The sequence below is a fragment of the Sphingobium agrisoli genome (genome assembly GCF_041877245.1).
Classification (GTDB): domain Bacteria; phylum Pseudomonadota; class Alphaproteobacteria; order Sphingomonadales; family Sphingomonadaceae; genus Sphingobium.
In genome coordinates, this window is the sequence record NZ_JBHDJI010000001.1 from 12170 (window position 1) to 28968 (window position 16799).

Genomic DNA, 16799 nt, shown 5'->3' on the forward strand with positions numbered 1-16799 from the left:
CCTATTAAAGGGGCATACATAATGCACCTTTAGCGACTCACCCTTCCGACGGGCCGCGCAGCAAAGGGAGGAAATCGAGATGTACGAGAAAATCGCCGTTAGCATCGAGCACCGCAAACCCGAGGATTTCGGAGATCGCGTCGCGTGGGGCTTCACCAAGACCCTGCGCTTCTTCGCGGACCTGATCTTCCAGCAGAGGCATACCCATCGCGCCATCGTGATCGAGACCGTCGCTGCGGTCCCCGGGATGGTGGGTGCCACCTTGACCCATCTGAAGTGCCTTCGCCGCATGGTCGATGACAATGGGTGGATTCGCACGCTGATGGAGGAAGCCGAGAACGAGCGGATGCATCTCATGACCTTCATCAAGGTCGCGCAGCCCAACATGCTGGAGCGGCTCCTCATCCTCCTCGTCCAGTGGGGGTTCTACTGCGCGTTCTTCGGCATCTACCTAGCCGCTCCGCGTATCGCCCATCGCGTCGTTGGCTATTTCGAGGAAGAGGCCGTCATCAGCTACACCCATTTCCTGCAGGCCATCGACGCCGGTGAGATCGCCGATCGCCCCGCCCCTGCCCTTGCCATCCACTATTGGAAGCTGCCAGCCGATGCCACGCTGCGGGACGTCGTGCTGGTCGTCCGCGCCGACGAAGCGCATCACAGGGACGTCAATCATGGCTTCGCGGATGCGCTGGGTGGTCAGGAAGCGCGCGAGGTTGCCCCCTATCCCGAACATGCCGAAGAACTACATATTGCAGCCTGACTTCGGCCACTCTTCGACCATGTCTCCAGCGGTCCGGCTTGAGCCGGGCCGCTTTGTGCGTCATGCCATCGCAATGTTTTCGAACGACGGAACTGCCCCATGCAGCTAACCCGCTATACCGACTACGCCATGCGTGTCCTTCTTCATGTGGGCGCACGTGACGAGGGAGACCTATCTTCGATCCAGGAAATCGCAGATGTGTACGGCGTGTCCAAGGATCACCTCAAGAAGGTCGCCCAGGATTTGGGTCAGGCCGGGCTTCTGATAACCATACGTGGCAGAAATGGCGGACTTCGGCTGGGCCGGCCGGCCAGCGACATCACCATCGGGCAAATCGTCCGCCACACCGAGAGCGGCTTCACCCTGGTCGATTGCAGTTCCTGCATCATCGAGTCGGCCTGTACCCTTCCCCGAATCCTGAACGAAGCTACGCGGGCCTTCCTGGCAGTGCTGGACAAATACACCCTCGATGACGTGCTCAAGCGCCGAACTGATCTGCGCGGGCTGTTCGATCGATCCGCTCCACTCAAGGACGTGATCCAGTCCGTGGCAGAGGACGACGGTCACTCCAACAGCCGGAATGATCCGGGTCAGCGACCCGAATGAAGTCGTCTGCGACTCCCTAGCTTACCGAGATGACCCCAGTTGCGAACGCTCCAGACCCGAAGCGTCGAGTTATGACGACGAAGCGGTCGCGTCGCTCGTTCTGCACCGGAGAGGCGGCCGCACGGTGGACGCCGACCGGCACCGCTCCATTGCCTCCGCGACAAATCTGGGCCCCCTGCGCGCGATTGTCCTTGATGCAGAGCCGGCAGCGGTCGACGGCCCGGCGCATCAGCGGACCGATCGTCCGCCAAGCAGCGGGGGCTGGCCTCAGCCCATCCTTATGAAACTAGTTTCGGCTTTCTCTTTCGCGCCGACCGTGCGCTGCACCGCCTCTGCGATTTCCTCATCGATTGCCTTGCGCGCGGCTGCGTCAAGCTCGTTGTAGCCCTTCTCGTCGATGCCGTGCTTCTTGAGGACAGCATCGCGCGCGCGCTCGGCTGGCGTCTTCGCGGCAGCTTCCTTGAGTTCCTCGATCGCGCGGCTCAGATTGGCATCCGCCTGAACCCCACCGCTCTGCTTTCCGCCGCTGGGGCCGGTATAGCCTGCGGGAAAGGCGAAGTTCTGCAATCCACTACCAATCTTGATGGTCATCAAGCTCGCTCCACACTTATCCGTGCCCTGCCTCCAAAAATGCAGGTGCCCCGGATCAGAAATCGCCGGAGGTGCCTGCGGAAGCCTGGCTTCGTCGGTATCCGACGGCGAAGCTAGCGCTAATCCCCATCCGGCTATTAGGCCCTTATCGGCATCAATCAGATGGCATTCACCTACCTAATCGTATGAATTACGGGTCCGTATCTCCGCGCTACCACCGAACAAGAAGGAGTACGGAGAATGTCCCAGCGTATCGATCACCTCAAGCAGGTTCCCGCCCTCACGCAGAAGCTGATGGAACTGACCTTTGCCACGAAGAAGGGCACCGTCGAGGAGACCATCCTCGGCCTTGTCGAGATGCGGGCTTCGCAACTGAACGGTTGCGCCTTCTGTCTCGACATGCACATCAAGCAGGCGAAGATCCACGGCGAACGCGAGCTACGCATCCACCACATCGCGATCTGGCGCGAGTCCCCGCTTTTCAACGATCGGGAGCGCGCCGCGCTCGAATGGACCGAAGCGCTCACCAAGCTGTCACCCCATGGCGTGCCCGACGAGATCTATAACATCGTTCGCGCCCAGTTCTCCGAGGAAGAGACGGTCTACCTGACCTACACGATCATGGTGATCAACGCCTGGAACCGCGCATCCATAGCATTCCAGTCGGTCCCCGGCTCCCAGGACAAGGCGTTCGGCCTCGATAAGGCGAACCTGATCTGATCGGGACCGCCGGACGACAGAGGGGGATCGTCGCGCAAGCGAACAGCCGGCGCTCCCCCGGTCCAGACACGAAGTGGAACACAGATGCCATCCATCCTTCTCGTCACCGCAAGCCCATATGGGCGCGCATCGCGTGGCACCATCCTGGCCATGCAGGCGGTGGAAAACCTCAGGCAGAGGCACCCATCGCTGGATGTCGTCGAAAGAGACCTTTCCGCGCTCGCCGATGCCACCATCCGCTCCGTCTATGCCGATGCGATCGTGGGCGGCCACTCACATGACGAAGAGGTGTTCACGCTATCCGAACAGTTGATCCGGGAACTTGAGGAAGCCGCATTTGTCGTCGTTGCGACACCCATGCACAACTACACCGTCCCGGCATCGTTGAAGATGTGGATCGACTTCGTGCTCCGCTATGGACGGACGTTTGCCACCGTCGGCGGCATCAAGAAGGGCTTTCTGTCGGACCGCCCAACGCTGGTGGTCGTGACTGCCGGGGGCATCGTATCGGGACCGGGCAAGTTCCAGCCCGATCATCTGACCGGTTATCTTCGCGATGTCCTTGCGACGATCGGCATCGACGATCTCAAATTCATCTACCTCGACGGCCTCGCCAGCCCGGTGCGGGCAGAGGAGGTCGCCATCGCAGGGGGCCATGCCATCGCTCGCGACGCAGTGTTCGGGCGGAACGAGGCAAACCACTCATATGCATGAAGGAGATCGCCCGTTTCGCGTCGGGGCGAAACGCGTGTCCGTCCCCATACTGAGGGATGATCACCGCTGGCACTTGGTCTGATAGCCCCCAACATCAGCGAAGGCCATGCCGGGCATGCTCGGAACATCCCCCATTTCGAGCGTTCTACAGGTGCCATCGCCCTGCGGCACCTGTGGCCAAGGACGGGCCGGCGCTTGCGTCCGGCCCGTCCGCAACGGGCGGAGGACATGCTTGGGAGTACGCGATGAAGAGGATAACGACCCCATTTGGCTTTGAGACGACAGCCTTAGAGGTTCTAAATGGTGTCGACCTCACAGGCCGGGCCGCGATCATCACAGGTGGCGCAGCGGGCATCGGCGTCGAGACCGCACGGGCCCTCGCGTCGGCCGGCGCGTCCGTCACCCTGGCGGTCCGTCGTCCCGATGCCGCGAAGGCGGTGGTCGATGGCCTGCGTCATTCTACAGGCAATCCCGCGATCGATGTCCGACATCTGGACGTGGCCGACCTCAATTCGGTTGCGGCCTTCATAGACGGCTGGACCGGACCGCTACATATGCTGGTCAACAACGCCGGGATAATGGCGCTACCTCAACTGCAACGCAGCCCGCAAGGCTTTGAAATGCAGTTCGCAACCAACTTCCTCGGCCATTTCGCGTTGACCGTCGGCCTCCGCGCAGCGCTGGCCCGGGCAGGAGGCGCGCGCATCGCTTCGCTGAGTTCGAGCGGTCATCAGTTCTGCCCTGTGCTATTCGACGATCTGTCATTCGACTTCGTGCCCTATTCACCAATCATGGCCTACGGGCAATCCAAGACCGCAACCGCGCTGCTCGCAGTCGCCATCACGCACCACTGGGCCGACGACGGAATCCTGAGCAATACGCTCCATCCAGGGGCAATCGCCACAGGTTTGCAACAGCACACCGGCGGGCTGCAGACACCGCAACCATTGCGGAAGACGGCGCAGCAAGGAGCCGCCACTTCAGCCCTTGTGGCCGCGTCGCCGCTGCTGAACGGCGTTGGAGGGCTGTACTTCGAGGACTGCAACCAGGCACATGTCGTCGTGAAACGGCCGACGGACTTCTCCGGCGGTGTCGCGCCATATGCCCTGGATGCGGACAATGCCGAGCGTCTGTGGACACTCGCACACGGGCTAATCGATCGAGGCGGGGTGTCTTGAGCGACACGGCAGGTCTGGCAATAGAAGCGGTCGACGTGCGCCGCGCGGCAGTCAAGCATACCCAGCCGTCCGCAAGGATCTAAAGCGTAGAGCCGGACGCTTTCGACGACACCGCGATGCGTTGCTCGCTCCCAGCCCCGGCTAGCTCACCTTCCCAATCAACCGGCAACTCCTGAGTGCGGGGCTCCGCGTGATCGACGTCCCAGTGCTCGCCGCCATGCGCGTCACCTTCCAGAACCTGAAGCTGGTCGTCCTCACATCTACAGCCGGTCGCTCGGCGATCGACCTTAGTTTCGCGGCTGCGCAGCCTCCAGAGACCATGAGCTACTCGCGCGCCCTACCCATTCGTATAACCGCTTCTCACCCTTACGGCGGTCGTTGCCAACCTGCGCTAGGGCTATCCTGTCATGGACCGTCCTGCAGTCTCGCTTGCGCGATTGCGGTCGGTTCCGTCCGGTGGTCTCAAGACGCATCGGTCGGCCGCCCATATCGCGCAACCGCCGCGTCCCGCTTCCGAGAGAGCGGAACCCTGAAAGACCGATCCGGGGCCCACCGGGTCGTCATCGCGGCCCATCTCTCGGGAAGGGGATCACATTCATGACGCCTCCCTTCGGCCCGGACGACCTCAAGTCGCTCCATTCCACCCGTCGCGAAATGCTGGGGGGAATAGCTGCAGCCGGAATCATCAGCTCGACACAGATCGCGGCCGCTGCGCCGCCTGCCAACTCGAACGCGAAAGGCATGACGATGGATAACTTCACGACCAAAGACGGCACCCGCATCTTCTACAAGGATTGGGGCCCAAGGAACCTCCAGCCGATCGTCTTCCATCACGGATGGCCGCTCAGCTCCGATGACTGGGACGCGCAGATGATCTTTTTCCGCGAGAATGGGTTCCGCGTCGTTGCGCATGATCGGCGTGGCCACGGGCGCTCGACGCAGACGGACGCCGGAAACGACATGGACACCTACGCGCAGGACGTCGTCGAACTCGCGGCACATCTCGAACTGCATCGCGCAGTGCATATCGGCCATTCAACTGGCGGAGGCGAAGTCGCTCGCTACGTCGCGAGAGCGGAGCCCGGTCGCGTCGCAAAGGCGGTCCTGGTTGGCGCAGTCCCACCGGTGATGGTCCAATCGGACAGCAATCCTGGCGGCCTGCCGCTCTCGGTGTTCGATGGCTTCCGTTCCGCGCTCGCTGCAAACCGCGCCCAGTTCTACATCGATATCGCCTCAGGCCCATTCTATGGGTTCAACCGCCCGGGCACCACAGCGATCCAAGGCACGATCGACAACTGGTGGCGCCAAGGCATGATGGGAGGCGCCAAGGCACATTATGACTGCATCAAGGCCTTCTCCGAAACCGACTTCACCGAAGACCTGAAGAAGATCGACGTGCCGGTTCTCCTGATGCACGGCGACGATGATCAGATCGTGCCGATCGCAGACTCTGCGGAGATCGGCATCAAGCTGCTGAAAAAGGGTGAGCTCAAAGTGTACAAGGGCTACCCGCATGGGATGCTGACCGTCCACGCCGACATACTCAATCCGGATCTGCTTGCCTTCATTCGGAAATAGGCCGAGCGATCGGCGGCCGGACCTTCCTCGGTCCGGCCGCCCTCGCTCCGTCCGGCCAGCCAGCCCCGCCCCCACGTCTGCACAGGTTTGGTCATTCCTCCCATTCCAGCATGAATGACATGGCATTGTGGTCGATAATAACATCGAGTGACCGGAGCTACCTAGGGTGCGTCTAGCGACGCTCTCGAACGATAGGGAACAGAGACAAAGCCGGAACCAGCCGATCGCAATGAGGCGGTCGGCCAACGGTGGCACTCACCCTGCTGATCACAAGTGCGTCACGCCTGACGAAAGATCGCCGACCAACGCAGCGAGCCGCGGCGGCATGAACGAAAGGTAAGTGCCATGAAATCTCTGATCACCTTCGCCCCGCTCGCCATCGTTGCAGCGATCGCCGCTGCCGCGCCAGCTGCCGCACAGGAAGCGTTCCAAGGTCCGTACGCGGGCATTGAAGCCGGCTGGAACAGGAACAAGGTCGGCGACGCCGATACCGACATCGGCCGCGCAAATGTCGGGCGCTCTCAGGATTCGGCAACCGCAGGCATCTTTGCAGGCTACAATCGCAAGGTCGCCGATCGGATAGTCCTGTCGGCCGAAGCTGGCTTCAGCATGGGCTTCGATGATGCCGTCACGCGCTCGGGAGGCGGCATGCTCGCCAGCATCGATCCTGAACGCAGCTTCGACCTTGGCGTTCGCGCCGGCTACCTCGTCGACGACAAGACCCTCCTGTATGTCCGCGGCGGCTACGAGAACCTGCGCAGTTCGGTCCGCATCATCGATGCTGCTGGATCGCGTTACAACAAGGACACTTTCGATGGCTGGTCGGTGGGCGGCGGCGTGGAACGCATGCTCACCCAGAAGGTCTCCGCCCGTGTAGAATATCGTTACAGCGACCTGGGCGGCAGCGACACCACGTTTCAGCGTCATCAGGCTCTGGTCGGCGTCGCCTACCACTTCTGAGCCCATCCCTGGAGGCGCCCCGACCGATACTGCGGTCGGGGACGATCCATCGCTGCAGGAGGCAGGCCATGGGCTACGCCTATTCCAACATAGCTGATCATGATGTCATCGAAGCAGCCTCGTCGTCCATCTCATCGATCGGAAAGAGCAGCGCCGAGAGCCTTTCGAAGATCGAACGCGCCGTGATCCAGCTTTCGATGCAGGACACGCCAAGGTCAATCCAGAGGCCATCCAGATGGGGCAGCCGATTGGCCAACCTGGTTGGAAGGCAGCAGCCGAACCACCTGGCGAGCGAGCCACTCGAAGAACTGCGTCGTTTCGCCATCATGGCCAGGGTCCGCGGTGAGGCCGACGCGGCGATGCTACGCCATCTCTCGGACGCAGGCTACTCCGCCGGGCAAGCCGAGATCGCTATCGACCTCGTGCTCCGTCACTCCGCGCATTCGACCAGGGAGCGGACCCAGACCACCGGATGGTTGTTGATATCGGTGGTGGCGATATTCGTCTTCCTCGCGATGCAGACCGCGCTCGAGGAGACGATGGTGAGCGTGATAGTCGCCAGTCTGACATTCGCCACCTTGGCCTCGCTCGTCGCTCCTCGCGAGCAGCAGTTCCGCTAAGGCGCAACACGCTGTATGAGATGGTGTGCGACCGTCTCATAACCGCAGCGATGATACACCCGCTGGGCGGCGACATTGGTCACGGCGGTGTCCAGTGCGAGAAATTCCCGCTGGTCCGTCACGCCGATCTCCCGGACTGCGTCCAGGAGCCTTTCCGCATGCCCCCGCTTGCGCGCATTCGCGGCGACGACGAGGTCGTCGATGTAGAGGAACCTGCCGAAGACCAGATTCTCCAGCATCCTGAAGCCTGCCAGCGCCACTACTTCGCAGCCGCTTTCAAGACTTAGCAGGCGATAGCCTTGCCCCATCTGCCTTCGTATTCTTTCGACAACCTCTGTGTCATTTGGCGGCAGATGCGGTCGGAGTTCGCGCATGACGGGGATGCATGCCGTCAGATCATTACCAACCGTCAATTCCCTGATCTCCATCGGAAACCCTCCTTCGTCCTCTCTTATAGCATGACGTCGCACCCTGCATTGCGGGCGCAAGGCCGAGCCGTCGATCATCGCGAGCGCCTGGCGCTTTCTTAAACCCTAACTGCGCCGTGGCAGGGCTTTGGAAGACGCAGATCCCATCCAGATCGGCTGCCCATGTCGACCATCCGTGGTTGCTCTTTCCAGCCGTGGAGTAGATCAGATGGCGCAAATGCAGGTAGCAGCCACTGGCCAAACGCGGCATTGGAGGTCCGGCGGCGCTGGCTTTGGATCGGCAATAGCCGCCGCAGCTGCTCAACCGCCCGCGACAGGCATATTACAGGTGAATATCGCACCACCGCCTTCGCGGTTGGCAGCGCTGATGTTCCCGTTATGGGACCGCATGATGCTGCTGCAGATGGTAAGCCCCATTCCCATACCCTCCGGCTTGGTGGAAAAGAAGCCATCGAACAGGCTGTCCAGATGCTCTTCCGCAATTCCCGGACCCGTGTCGGCCACCACAAGCGTAACCCGATCCGCTGCATCCATCCTCGTGGACACCGCCACCTGTCTCGGCCCAACAGACGTGCGGTAGTCGATCGCATGCATCGCATTGACCAGTAGATTGACGATGACCTGTTGCAGCTGAATGCGGTCACCATCGATGTCGTGGATGTCAGGGTCGAGATCGGCTCTTATTGCCACCCTCCTCTCGATGCTCTCGTGATGGACGAAGCGCAGCGCAACATCGACGATCTCATTCAACTTGATCCTCGTCCGGATGGGCACCCGCTTCGAAGCCATCCCCTGAATGCGATCGATGATCTCGGTTGCCTGAGTTGCGGCCTCCACCATCCTTTCTATGAGTTGACGCGCCTTGGGAAGGTTCGGCTCCGGCCTTTCAAGCCACCGCAAGCTCGTGGTGCCGTTCAGCATGATGGCGCCTAGCGGTTGACGCACCTCGTGCGCGATCGAAGTTGCCAGTTCGCCGAGGGTGGAGACACGTGACGCGTGAGCCAGATCCGCCTGAAGCTGCCGAAGATGCGCCTCCGTCGCGAGCCGGTCGGTGATTTCCAGCATCATGATGAACGTGACGTCGAGGCGTTCGGGAGGCCTCGGAAATGTAACGAGGAAAAGCACGTCCACGACGCGTCCATCGGCGGTGTTGATCCGCAATTCCTCGACATGGGTCCTACGGCCATGAAAGTGTGCGACCATCACCCGAACGGCGGCCTGCGGCGTCGCTTCGAAGATGTGGCGCACCGATCTGGGATAGAAAGCGTCGTCAGTCTCTCCGATCAGGGCCAGCGCCGCATCGTTGGCCCGCGTGACCATCACCGTGTCACAGGCAAACTCAATCAGCTCGGGATTCTGCAGGAGGTAGGCCTCGATATCCACTACTCCGTCCGCCTTCAACTTCTCGAACGCGTCCGCGGGACTCGTCGAGTCCACCTGCCATAAAGCTATCGGCATGTGCTTGAGCAGGCGGGAGAAGGTCTTGGCCTCCTGACCCGATACCTCTTCCGCATCGAAGCTCTCATCGAGCGACAGAACGGTTGCTTTCGCCTCTGACAGCTGGTTGCTCATCCATCGGCTCTTTCGATTGGTGGTCGTGCAGACCAAAATTGCCGTTCGTAGTCGCCCGATAGATCCCGCTTCTCGCGATCCCCAGGAATGAGGGCGAGACAGGGTCTCGGCTAAGAGATTTGAAAAATCCGCTGATCCAGCATCGCCACTGTAGCTCGCCTGCGGACAAATTGGCTCCGCCTAGGCAACGATGCAATCCCCGAACGGGTATGGATACCGATATACGAATAACGGAGTGATGCCCGAGAGGGCGGTCGCCCTCTAAGTCGCAAGCAAGATCGTATGGGTGGAGAGATAAAGTGGAACGTCGGTGGGTATCCCGACAGGATCTCCAATATCCTTGCGCCGGAGGACGTCCAGAATCTCTAGCGGCTTGTCTCGCCGAAAGCTGATCGCGAGGGGATATTCCCGTGATGCACCGGCATAAGCAGTGGATCTTAGGCAAAATGTCGTAACAAAGTTGTGCCAGCGTTGGCCCGCGATGAAGAGGCCGCCCGCGCCGGGTGGCGCGAGCGGCCCTCTCCCCCGTTTAACCGATCAGGAAATCGGCATTGGTCAGCGACAGGCCCGCGCCGATCTGGGCGAAGGCCACCGCTGCGCCCGCTCCGGTGCCGTCCGCGTCGTAGAACAGCGTTCCGGTGGCGCTGTTGTAGATGATGCGATCGCCGGCGTCCGCCGCCGCCGATCCGATGACAAACGCCCCGGCGTTCAGCGTGCCTGCCGGCCCTGCTGCCGCGAAAATCGCGGAGGAGAGGACGACCGTGTCGTCGGCAACGCTGAAGTCGGTGATCTGGTCGACATTGCTCGTGCCCAGTGCGGTGGAAAAGCGGAACTGGTCCTGCCCGGCCCCGCCGGTCAGCGTGTCGGCACCGGCGCCGCCGTCCAGGACGTTTGCGCCGCTATTGCCGGTGAGGCCGTTGGCAAGCGTGTTGCCGCTGGCGTTGATATTGGCGGTTCCGGTGAGCGTCAGCTGTTCGACGGCGCGATTGTTGAGATTGTAAGTGACGGTGCTGAAGATCGTGTCATAGCCTTGGCCGCTCGCTTCGATCACTTTGTCGCCCGTGTCGTCGACATAATAAGTGTCGTCGCCCAGACCTCCTGCCATGGTGTCCGCGCCGCCGCCGCCATTCAGGATGTTCGCGCCGCTGTTCCCGGTCAGGCTGTTCACCAAGCTGTTGCCGGTCGCGTTGATATTGTCGTTGCCGACCAGCGTCAGTTGCTCGATGGCACGGCCGGCAAGACCGTAGCTAACCGACGCGAAGATGGTGTCGCTGCCCTCGCCATTGGCTTCTACCACCTTGTCCAGCACATGATCGACATAATAAATGTCGTCGCCCAGCCCCCCCGTCATCGTATCGGCCAGCGCGCCCCCGTCAATGATATCATTGCCCGTCGATCCGGTGATGTCGTTCGCCTGAGCATTGCCGGTGAGAGACTGGCCAGCGGCATTTACGCCAATCAAATTTTCGACATTTGCGGCCAGAACGTAGCTCGTTAGGGTGGTGCGAACCTCGTCAACGCCCTGCGCCACCAGTTCGATCACCACGTCACCAGCCTCGTCGACATAATAGAGATCGTTGCCGAGGCCACCCGCCATAATGTCGTCGCCGCCGCCGCCGTTCAGGATATTGGCGCCGATGTTGCCGACCAAGCTGTTGGACAGGGAATTGCCCGTGGCGTTGATGTCACCTGAACCCGTCAAAGTGAGCTGCTCGATATTGCGGCCGGCGAGACCGTAGGTGACTGAGCTGAAGATCACGTCGAAGCCCTGGCCGCTATTCTCGACCACTTTGTCCGCTAAGTTATTGACGTAATAGACATCATCACCAAGGCCGCCCGTCATCGTGTCCGCTCCGACGCCGCCGCGGATGATATTGCCCAACCCATTGCCCGTCAGCGTCTGCCCTGTGGCGAGGGTGCCGGTCAGATTTTCCAGCGCTGCGCCGAGCGTGTAGCTGGCGAGGCTGGTGCGGACCTCGTCCGTGCCCTCGCCCGCCAGCTCCGTGATGCTGTCGCCGGCATTGTCGATGATGTAGACATCGTCGCCCAGCCCCCCGATCAGCGTATCGGCACCCGTGCCGCCGTTCAGCACGTCATTGCCCGAGCCGCCGGTGATGGTGTTGGCGAGGCTGTTACCGGTCAGCGTCTGGCCGGTCGATGCGAGCCCCGTCAGCCGCTCGACATTGTTGCCCAGCGTGTAGGAAGCGAGCGTGGTGCGGACCAGATCGTCGCCCTGGTTCGCGGATTCGGCGACCACGTCGCCTGCGTCGTCGACCAGATATATATCGTTGCCGAGGCCGCCGACCATACGGTCAGCGCCCGCAGCGCCGTCCAGCGTATCGTCGCCCCCACCGCCGGTCAGGATGTTGGCGCCGGCGTCGCCGGTGAGCAGATCGGCATAGGCCGATCCGGTGAGATTTTCGATCCCGCCAAGCGTGTCGGTGCCCGCGCCCACTGTATCCTGCGCCAGCGCGATGCCCAGGGTGACCGTTACGCCAGCCGCAGCAGTCACGTAGGTCGCCGTATCGCTGCCTTCACCGCCCAGCAGCAGGTCGTCGCCCTCCCCGCCTTCGAGCAGATCGTCGCCCGCTTCGCCATAAAGGCGGTCGTTGCCCGCCTCACCCTTCACATTGTCGTCGCCCTCGCCGCCATAGAGCAGGTCGAGCCCGATGCCGCCCAGCAGCGTGTCGTTGCCGGCGTCGCCATACACCTGGTCGTCGCCATTTTCGCCCCGCAGCACGTCCGCGCCATCGCCGCCACGCACGATATCTTCGCCGTCGCCGGCAAAGACGCGGTCGTCGCCCGCCCCGGTCAGCAGCAGATTATTAGCGGTGGACCCGGTGATGACGTCGTTATAGGCCGATCCGGTCACATTCTCGAACCCGCTGATCGTGTCGGTGCCTGCCCCGCCGGTCACCTGCGCCGCCGTCGAGGCGAGCGAGATGGTGATGCCGGCCGCAGCGCTCACATAGCTCAGCGTATCGACGCCGCCGCGCGCTTCGAGCCAGTCGTTGCCCGCGCCGCCCTCGAACACATTATCGCCGTCCGTGCCGATCAACGTGTCGTTGAAGGCGGAACCGATGATGCCCTCGATATCGATCAGCGTGTCGGTGCCGCTATTGCCGCCCAGCGCATAGACGTTGGACGCGGCGCTCAGGTCGATGATGACCGCCTGGTTGGAGTTGGCATAGCTGGCCATGTCCCAGCCATAGGAGCCGATCAGCGTGTCATTGCCCTCGCCGCCCTCCAATATGTCGTCGTCATAGCTGCCGTTGAGATTGTCGTTGCCCGCGCCGCCGACAATGCGGTCCGCGCCATAGCCGCCATCGACCGTGTCGTCGCCGTCGCCTGCTTCGACATAGTCCGCGCCGTCGCCGGCACTGATGTAGTCGTTGTCCGCGCCGCCATAGATTCGGTCGTCACCGCCCTCGCCATATATGGTGTCCGCGCCGAATTCGCCATGCAGTTCGTCGCTGCCCGCCCCGCCTAAGATATAGTCGGCGTCGTCGCCACCGCGGATCAGGTCGTCGCCGTCCTCACCATAAAGGCTGTCGGTGCCGACGCCGCCGTTCAGATTATCGTCGCCAGTCCCGCCATACAGCGAGTCATTACCCTGCCCTCCTGTAATGATGTCCACGCCCGCGCCCCCGACCAGCGTGTCGTTGCCGCCATTGCCGTTGATCGTGTCGTTGCCGTCGACGCCGTAATAGACATGCGCGTCGTCTGTATCTTCGAAGACATTGTCCTGCGGCGTGCCGATGATGCGCTGGAAATGGTTGCCCGCGAAGTCCGACAGTTGCACGTCAGCGATGGTGCCGGGGGCGAGCTCCACGACATAGTCGGCCGAGGTGAGGGTTAGGTCGCGATCGAAGTCGAAGATCAGCACGGTCTTGGCGGTGCCACCGCTGCCGATGCGGCTCCACCAGACCTGAGTGAAGCCCGTGCCAAGGTCGCTGCCAGGCAGCGGCGCGCCGTCATAATAGAGCGCGGACGACAACTCGCCCCGGAACACCAGAGGCGTGCCGTTGATGTCCACCGCGCCATTATTGTCGCTGTCGAGATGGATCAGCGACAGCTTGTCGCCATCGGTCCGGTTGAAATCCGTGATGACATGGGGCGCGGCGAAGCTGCCATAGAGCCAGAAGCTCGACAGGCGGAACGTGTCCGCCCCGGTCCCGCCGGTCACCGTGTCGCGGCTGTTCGCCTCGGTGCCGACGGCGACGATGTCGTCGCCCGCGCCTGCATTGATGCTGTTGATGCCATAGGTGCCGCTCAGCGTGTCATTGCCGTCGCCGCCGGTGATGACGTCGTCGCCATAGCTGCCGTTGATCGTGTCATTGCCGGCCTCGCCGTTCAGTATGTCATTGTCGTAGCTGCCATCGACAATGTCGTCGCCCGCACCGGCGTTGATCGTGTCATTGCCATAGCTGCCGTAGAGATTATCGCCCACCGCGCTGCCGGTGACCGTGTCGTTGCCATAGCCCGCGTCGACATAGCTGCCGGCTGTCCCTGCCGTGATGATGTCGTTACCGTCCTCGCCGTAAATATAGTCGTATCCAGCCCCGCCGATCAGAACGTCATCGCCGGCCCCGCCCCCAATATTGTCATTGCCCGCGTCGCCGTAAATCGTGTCGTTCCCGTCGCCACCGCTCAATGAGTCGCTGTCGTTGCCGCCATAGAGGATGTCGGCACCGGCACCGCCGTTCAGATTGTCGTTCCCGGCGTCGCCATAGAGGGTATCGTTGCCGTCATTGCCAGTGATGGTGTCGTTGCCGTCCTGCCCCGACAAGGTGTCGTTGCCCAGCAGACCGTAGATCAGATTATTGCCTGCATTGCCGGTATAACTGTCGTCACCCGCCGTGCCGGCAAAAGCCTGGAAGTGGCTTCCTGCGAAATCCGACAGTTGGACGTCGGCGATGGTGCCGGGGGCGAACTCCACGACATAGTCGGCCGAGGTCAGGGTCAAGTCGCGGTCCGAATCAATGATCAGCACGGTCTTGGCGGTGCCGCCGCTGCCGATCCGGCTCCACCACACTTGAGTGAAGCCGCTGCCAAGGTCGCTGCCAGGCAGCGGCGCGCCGTCATAATAGAGCGAAGACGACAGTTCGCCCCGGAACACCAAAGGCGTGCCGTTGATGTCCACCGCACCATTATTGTCGCTGTCGACATGGATCAGCGACAGCTTGTCGCCGTCAGTCCGGTTGAAATCCGTAATGACATGGGGTGCGGAGAAGCTGCCATAGAGCCAGTAGCTGGACAGGCGGAATGTGTCCGCACCGGTCCCGCCGGTCACCGTGTCGCGGCTGTTCGCCTCGGTGCCGACGGCGACGATGTCGTCGCCCGCGCCTGCATTGATGCTGTTGATGCCATAGGTGCCGCTCAGCGTGTCATTGCCGTCGCCGCCGGTGATGACGTCGTCGCCATAGCTGCCGTTGATCGTGTCATTGCCGGCCTCGCCGTTCAGTATGTCATTGTCGTAGCTGCCATCGACAATGTCGTCGCCCGCACCGGCGTTGATCGTGTCATTGCCATAGCTGCCGTAGAGATTATCGCCCACCGCGCTGCCGGTGACCGTGTCGTTGCCATAGCCCGCGTCGACATAGCTGCCGGCTGTCCCTGCCGTGATGATGTCGTTACCGTCCTCGCCGTAAATATAGTCGTATCCAGCCCCGCCGATCAGAACGTCATCGCCGGCCCCGCCCCCAATATTGTCATTGCCCGCGTCGCCGTAAATCGTGTCGTTCCCGTCGCCACCGCTCAATGAGTCGCTGTCGTTGCCGCCCCGGATCACGTCCGCGCCCTCACCGCCGAACAGCACGTCGTTCCCGTCGCCGCCCCGCATATTGTCGTTGCCGCCCAGGCCATAGGCCGTGATCGCGCCCGCGCTCGCCAACAGCGTGTCATTGCCCAGCGTGCCGCGCCACACCGGGAAGGTGTCGGTGAAATCCTCCTGCGTCAGTGAGGTCGCACCGTTGATATAGGTGTAGATGTCAAGTTCGGAGAACTGGCCGTTATCGTCCACGTCAACCCACAGTTCGACGCGCCCGGCGCTGCTGTTATTCTTCCACACAACGTCGGCGAAGCCGTCGCCCACCAGCGCGGCGGGCAATTGCACGCCCGATGCCCCACCGCCCACGACGAAGGTGAAGTCGATCGGCGTCGCGTTGAACACAATGCCGCGTCCATAGGCGTAGCCGGGCAGATCGATCTTGTCGCCGCCGGTGACCCCTGCCCCCTCGAAATCGAGGATGGTGTCGATGGTCGAGGGCGAGCTGTCCGAGCGGGGCGTGTTGTAGGTAAAGGTGAATACGTCGTTGCCCGCGCCGCCGCTCAGCGTGTCGCCGTCCAGCCCGCCGATAATCTGGTCATTGCCCGCGCCGCCGTTCAGCACATCCTGACCGAGGCCGCCGATGATGATGTCCGGGCCGCTGCCGCCGGTGATGATGTCGTTGCCCGCGCCGCCAGTGATCTGCATAGCGTTGGTCGCGGCCGCGCCGTTGAGGTAGAGAAAGTCGGTCTGCAACTGCCCGCCGGCGTCGATCCAAGTGACATTGGTTTGCGCGTGGAGCGTCAGCTTCACCTGCCCCGATCCGATCGAGAAGCGCTCGACATTGCGAACGGTGTCGGCGTCGAACAGGATATAATCATTGTAGATGCCGTAGATCGACATGACGTCGATGCTGCTGCCCCCATCAACGCTACCGTCGATCCGGTCCAGCGCGTTCAGATTGGCGCCGACATCGATATAGTCCGCGCCGTCGCCGCCTACGACGGTGTCATTGCCGGTTCCGGTGATGATCTCGTCATTGCCGTCGCCGCCGTTCAGCAGATCGTCGCCGTCGCCGCCATCGAGAAGGTCGTCGCCGCTGTCGCCATTGATGATGTCGTTGCCGCCCAGACCCGATAGCGTGTCGTCCCCGCCCGCGCCGGAAATCGTGTCTGCGCCGCTCGTGCCGGTATAGACATTATTGTCGGCATCGCCGGTATAGTTCGCCATCGTCCCTCTCCACACACCATCATGACCGGGGCACACTGCCCGTATTTGGCTGGATTAATAGGACGCCCGGAGAAA

Annotated in this window: 12 protein-coding genes; 8 read left to right on the forward strand and 4 right to left on the reverse strand. The window is 62.1% G+C overall.

The features are described 5' to 3' along the window. Window positions 1-79: 79 nt before the first annotated feature. Window positions 80-760 carry an alternative oxidase gene (locus ACETPF_RS00075; protein WP_373932243.1) on the forward strand — a complete coding sequence of 227 codons (681 nt, stop codon included), beginning with the start codon at window positions 80-82 and terminating at the stop codon, window positions 758-760. Window positions 761-859: 99 nt separating this feature from the next. Then, window positions 860-1366, forward strand: coding sequence for an Rrf2 family transcriptional regulator (locus tag ACETPF_RS00080; protein ID WP_373932244.1), 507 nt, complete (start codon window positions 860-862; stop codon window positions 1364-1366). Window positions 1367-1633: 267 nt separating this feature from the next. Here ACETPF_RS00080 and ACETPF_RS00085 read toward each other — a convergent pair whose 3' ends face one another. Next, window positions 1634-1957 (reverse strand): hypothetical protein, encoded by a 324-nt coding sequence (locus ACETPF_RS00085; protein WP_373932245.1) that lies wholly within the window; start codon window positions 1955-1957, stop codon window positions 1634-1636. A 240-nt stretch (window positions 1958-2197) separates the two neighbouring features. Here ACETPF_RS00085 and ACETPF_RS00090 point away from each other — a divergent pair, with 240 nt between their 5' ends. The 6 genes from ACETPF_RS00090 to ACETPF_RS00115 all read left to right on the forward strand — a co-directional run bounded on the left by ACETPF_RS00090 (window position 2198) and on the right by ACETPF_RS00115 (window position 7727). After that, complete coding sequence (locus ACETPF_RS00090; RefSeq protein WP_373932246.1) at window positions 2198-2677, forward strand: carboxymuconolactone decarboxylase family protein; 480 nt, start codon at window positions 2198-2200, stop codon at window positions 2675-2677. 84 nt (window positions 2678-2761) lie between these two features. Then, entirely contained in the window at window positions 2762-3391 is a 630-nt protein-coding gene (locus tag ACETPF_RS00095; protein WP_373932247.1) for an FMN-dependent NADH-azoreductase, read from the forward strand. 245 nt (window positions 3392-3636) lie between these two features. Then, complete coding sequence (locus ACETPF_RS00100) at window positions 3637-4569, forward strand: SDR family NAD(P)-dependent oxidoreductase (RefSeq protein WP_373932248.1); 933 nt, start codon at window positions 3637-3639, stop codon at window positions 4567-4569. Between the two features lie 747 nt (window positions 4570-5316). Beyond that, window positions 5317-6147 (forward strand): alpha/beta fold hydrolase, encoded by an 831-nt coding sequence (locus ACETPF_RS00105; RefSeq protein ID WP_373933023.1) that lies wholly within the window; start codon window positions 5317-5319, stop codon window positions 6145-6147. A gap of 345 nt (window positions 6148-6492) precedes the next feature. After that, window positions 6493-7107 (forward strand): outer membrane protein, encoded by a 615-nt coding sequence (locus tag ACETPF_RS00110; protein WP_373932249.1) that lies wholly within the window; start codon window positions 6493-6495, stop codon window positions 7105-7107. Window positions 7108-7175: 68 nt separating this feature from the next. Further along, window positions 7176-7727 (forward strand): hypothetical protein, encoded by a 552-nt coding sequence (locus tag ACETPF_RS00115; protein ID WP_373932250.1) that lies wholly within the window; start codon window positions 7176-7178, stop codon window positions 7725-7727. Here ACETPF_RS00115 and ACETPF_RS00120 read toward each other — a convergent pair. From ACETPF_RS00120 to ACETPF_RS00130, 3 genes are all read right to left on the reverse strand, one after another. Continuing rightward, the gene (locus tag ACETPF_RS00120; protein WP_373932251.1) at window positions 7724-8155 is read right to left on the reverse strand and encodes a GNAT family N-acetyltransferase; all 432 of its coding nucleotides are present in this window, start codon (window positions 8153-8155) and stop codon (window positions 7724-7726) included. The genes ACETPF_RS00115 and ACETPF_RS00120 overlap by 4 nt on opposite strands. 300 nt (window positions 8156-8455) lie before the next feature. Beyond that, window positions 8456-9727, reverse strand: coding sequence for a sensor histidine kinase (locus tag ACETPF_RS00125; protein WP_373932252.1), 1272 nt, complete (start codon window positions 9725-9727; stop codon window positions 8456-8458). Window positions 9728-10256: 529 nt separating this feature from the next. Further along, window positions 10257-16724: a hypothetical protein gene (locus ACETPF_RS00130; RefSeq protein ID WP_373932253.1), complete on the reverse strand. Its 6468-nt coding sequence runs from the start codon at window positions 16722-16724 to the stop codon at window positions 10257-10259. Window positions 16725-16799: the final 75 nt, after the last annotated feature.

Excerpts from the sequence above, each read along its gene's own strand:
- ACETPF_RS00085 (WP_373932245.1), bottom strand. The coding sequence starts at position 1,957 with ATGACCATCAAGATTGGTAGTGGATTGCAGAACTTCGCCTTTCCCGCA.
- ACETPF_RS00120 (WP_373932251.1), bottom strand. The coding sequence starts at position 8,155 with ATGGAGATCAGGGAATTGACGGTTGGTAATGATCTGACGGCATGCATC.
- ACETPF_RS00105 (WP_373933023.1), top strand. The coding sequence starts at position 5,317 with ATGGATAACTTCACGACCAAAGACGGCACCCGCATCTTCTACAAGGAT.
- ACETPF_RS00100 (WP_373932248.1), top strand. The coding sequence starts at position 3,637 with ATGAAGAGGATAACGACCCCATTTGGCTTTGAGACGACAGCCTTAGAG.
- ACETPF_RS00125 (WP_373932252.1), bottom strand. The coding sequence starts at position 9,727 with ATGAGCAACCAGCTGTCAGAGGCGAAAGCAACCGTTCTGTCGCTCGAT.
- ACETPF_RS00115 (WP_373932250.1), top strand. The coding sequence starts at position 7,176 with ATGGGCTACGCCTATTCCAACATAGCTGATCATGATGTCATCGAAGCA.
- ACETPF_RS00110 (WP_373932249.1), top strand. The coding sequence starts at position 6,493 with ATGAAATCTCTGATCACCTTCGCCCCGCTCGCCATCGTTGCAGCGATC.
- ACETPF_RS00090 (WP_373932246.1), top strand. The coding sequence starts at position 2,198 with ATGTCCCAGCGTATCGATCACCTCAAGCAGGTTCCCGCCCTCACGCAG.
- ACETPF_RS00095 (WP_373932247.1), top strand. The coding sequence starts at position 2,762 with ATGCCATCCATCCTTCTCGTCACCGCAAGCCCATATGGGCGCGCATCG.
- ACETPF_RS00075 (WP_373932243.1), top strand. The coding sequence starts at position 80 with ATGTACGAGAAAATCGCCGTTAGCATCGAGCACCGCAAACCCGAGGAT.
- ACETPF_RS00130 (WP_373932253.1), bottom strand. The coding sequence starts at position 16,724 with ATGGCGAACTATACCGGCGATGCCGACAATAATGTCTATACCGGCACG.
- ACETPF_RS00080 (WP_373932244.1), top strand. The coding sequence starts at position 860 with ATGCAGCTAACCCGCTATACCGACTACGCCATGCGTGTCCTTCTTCAT.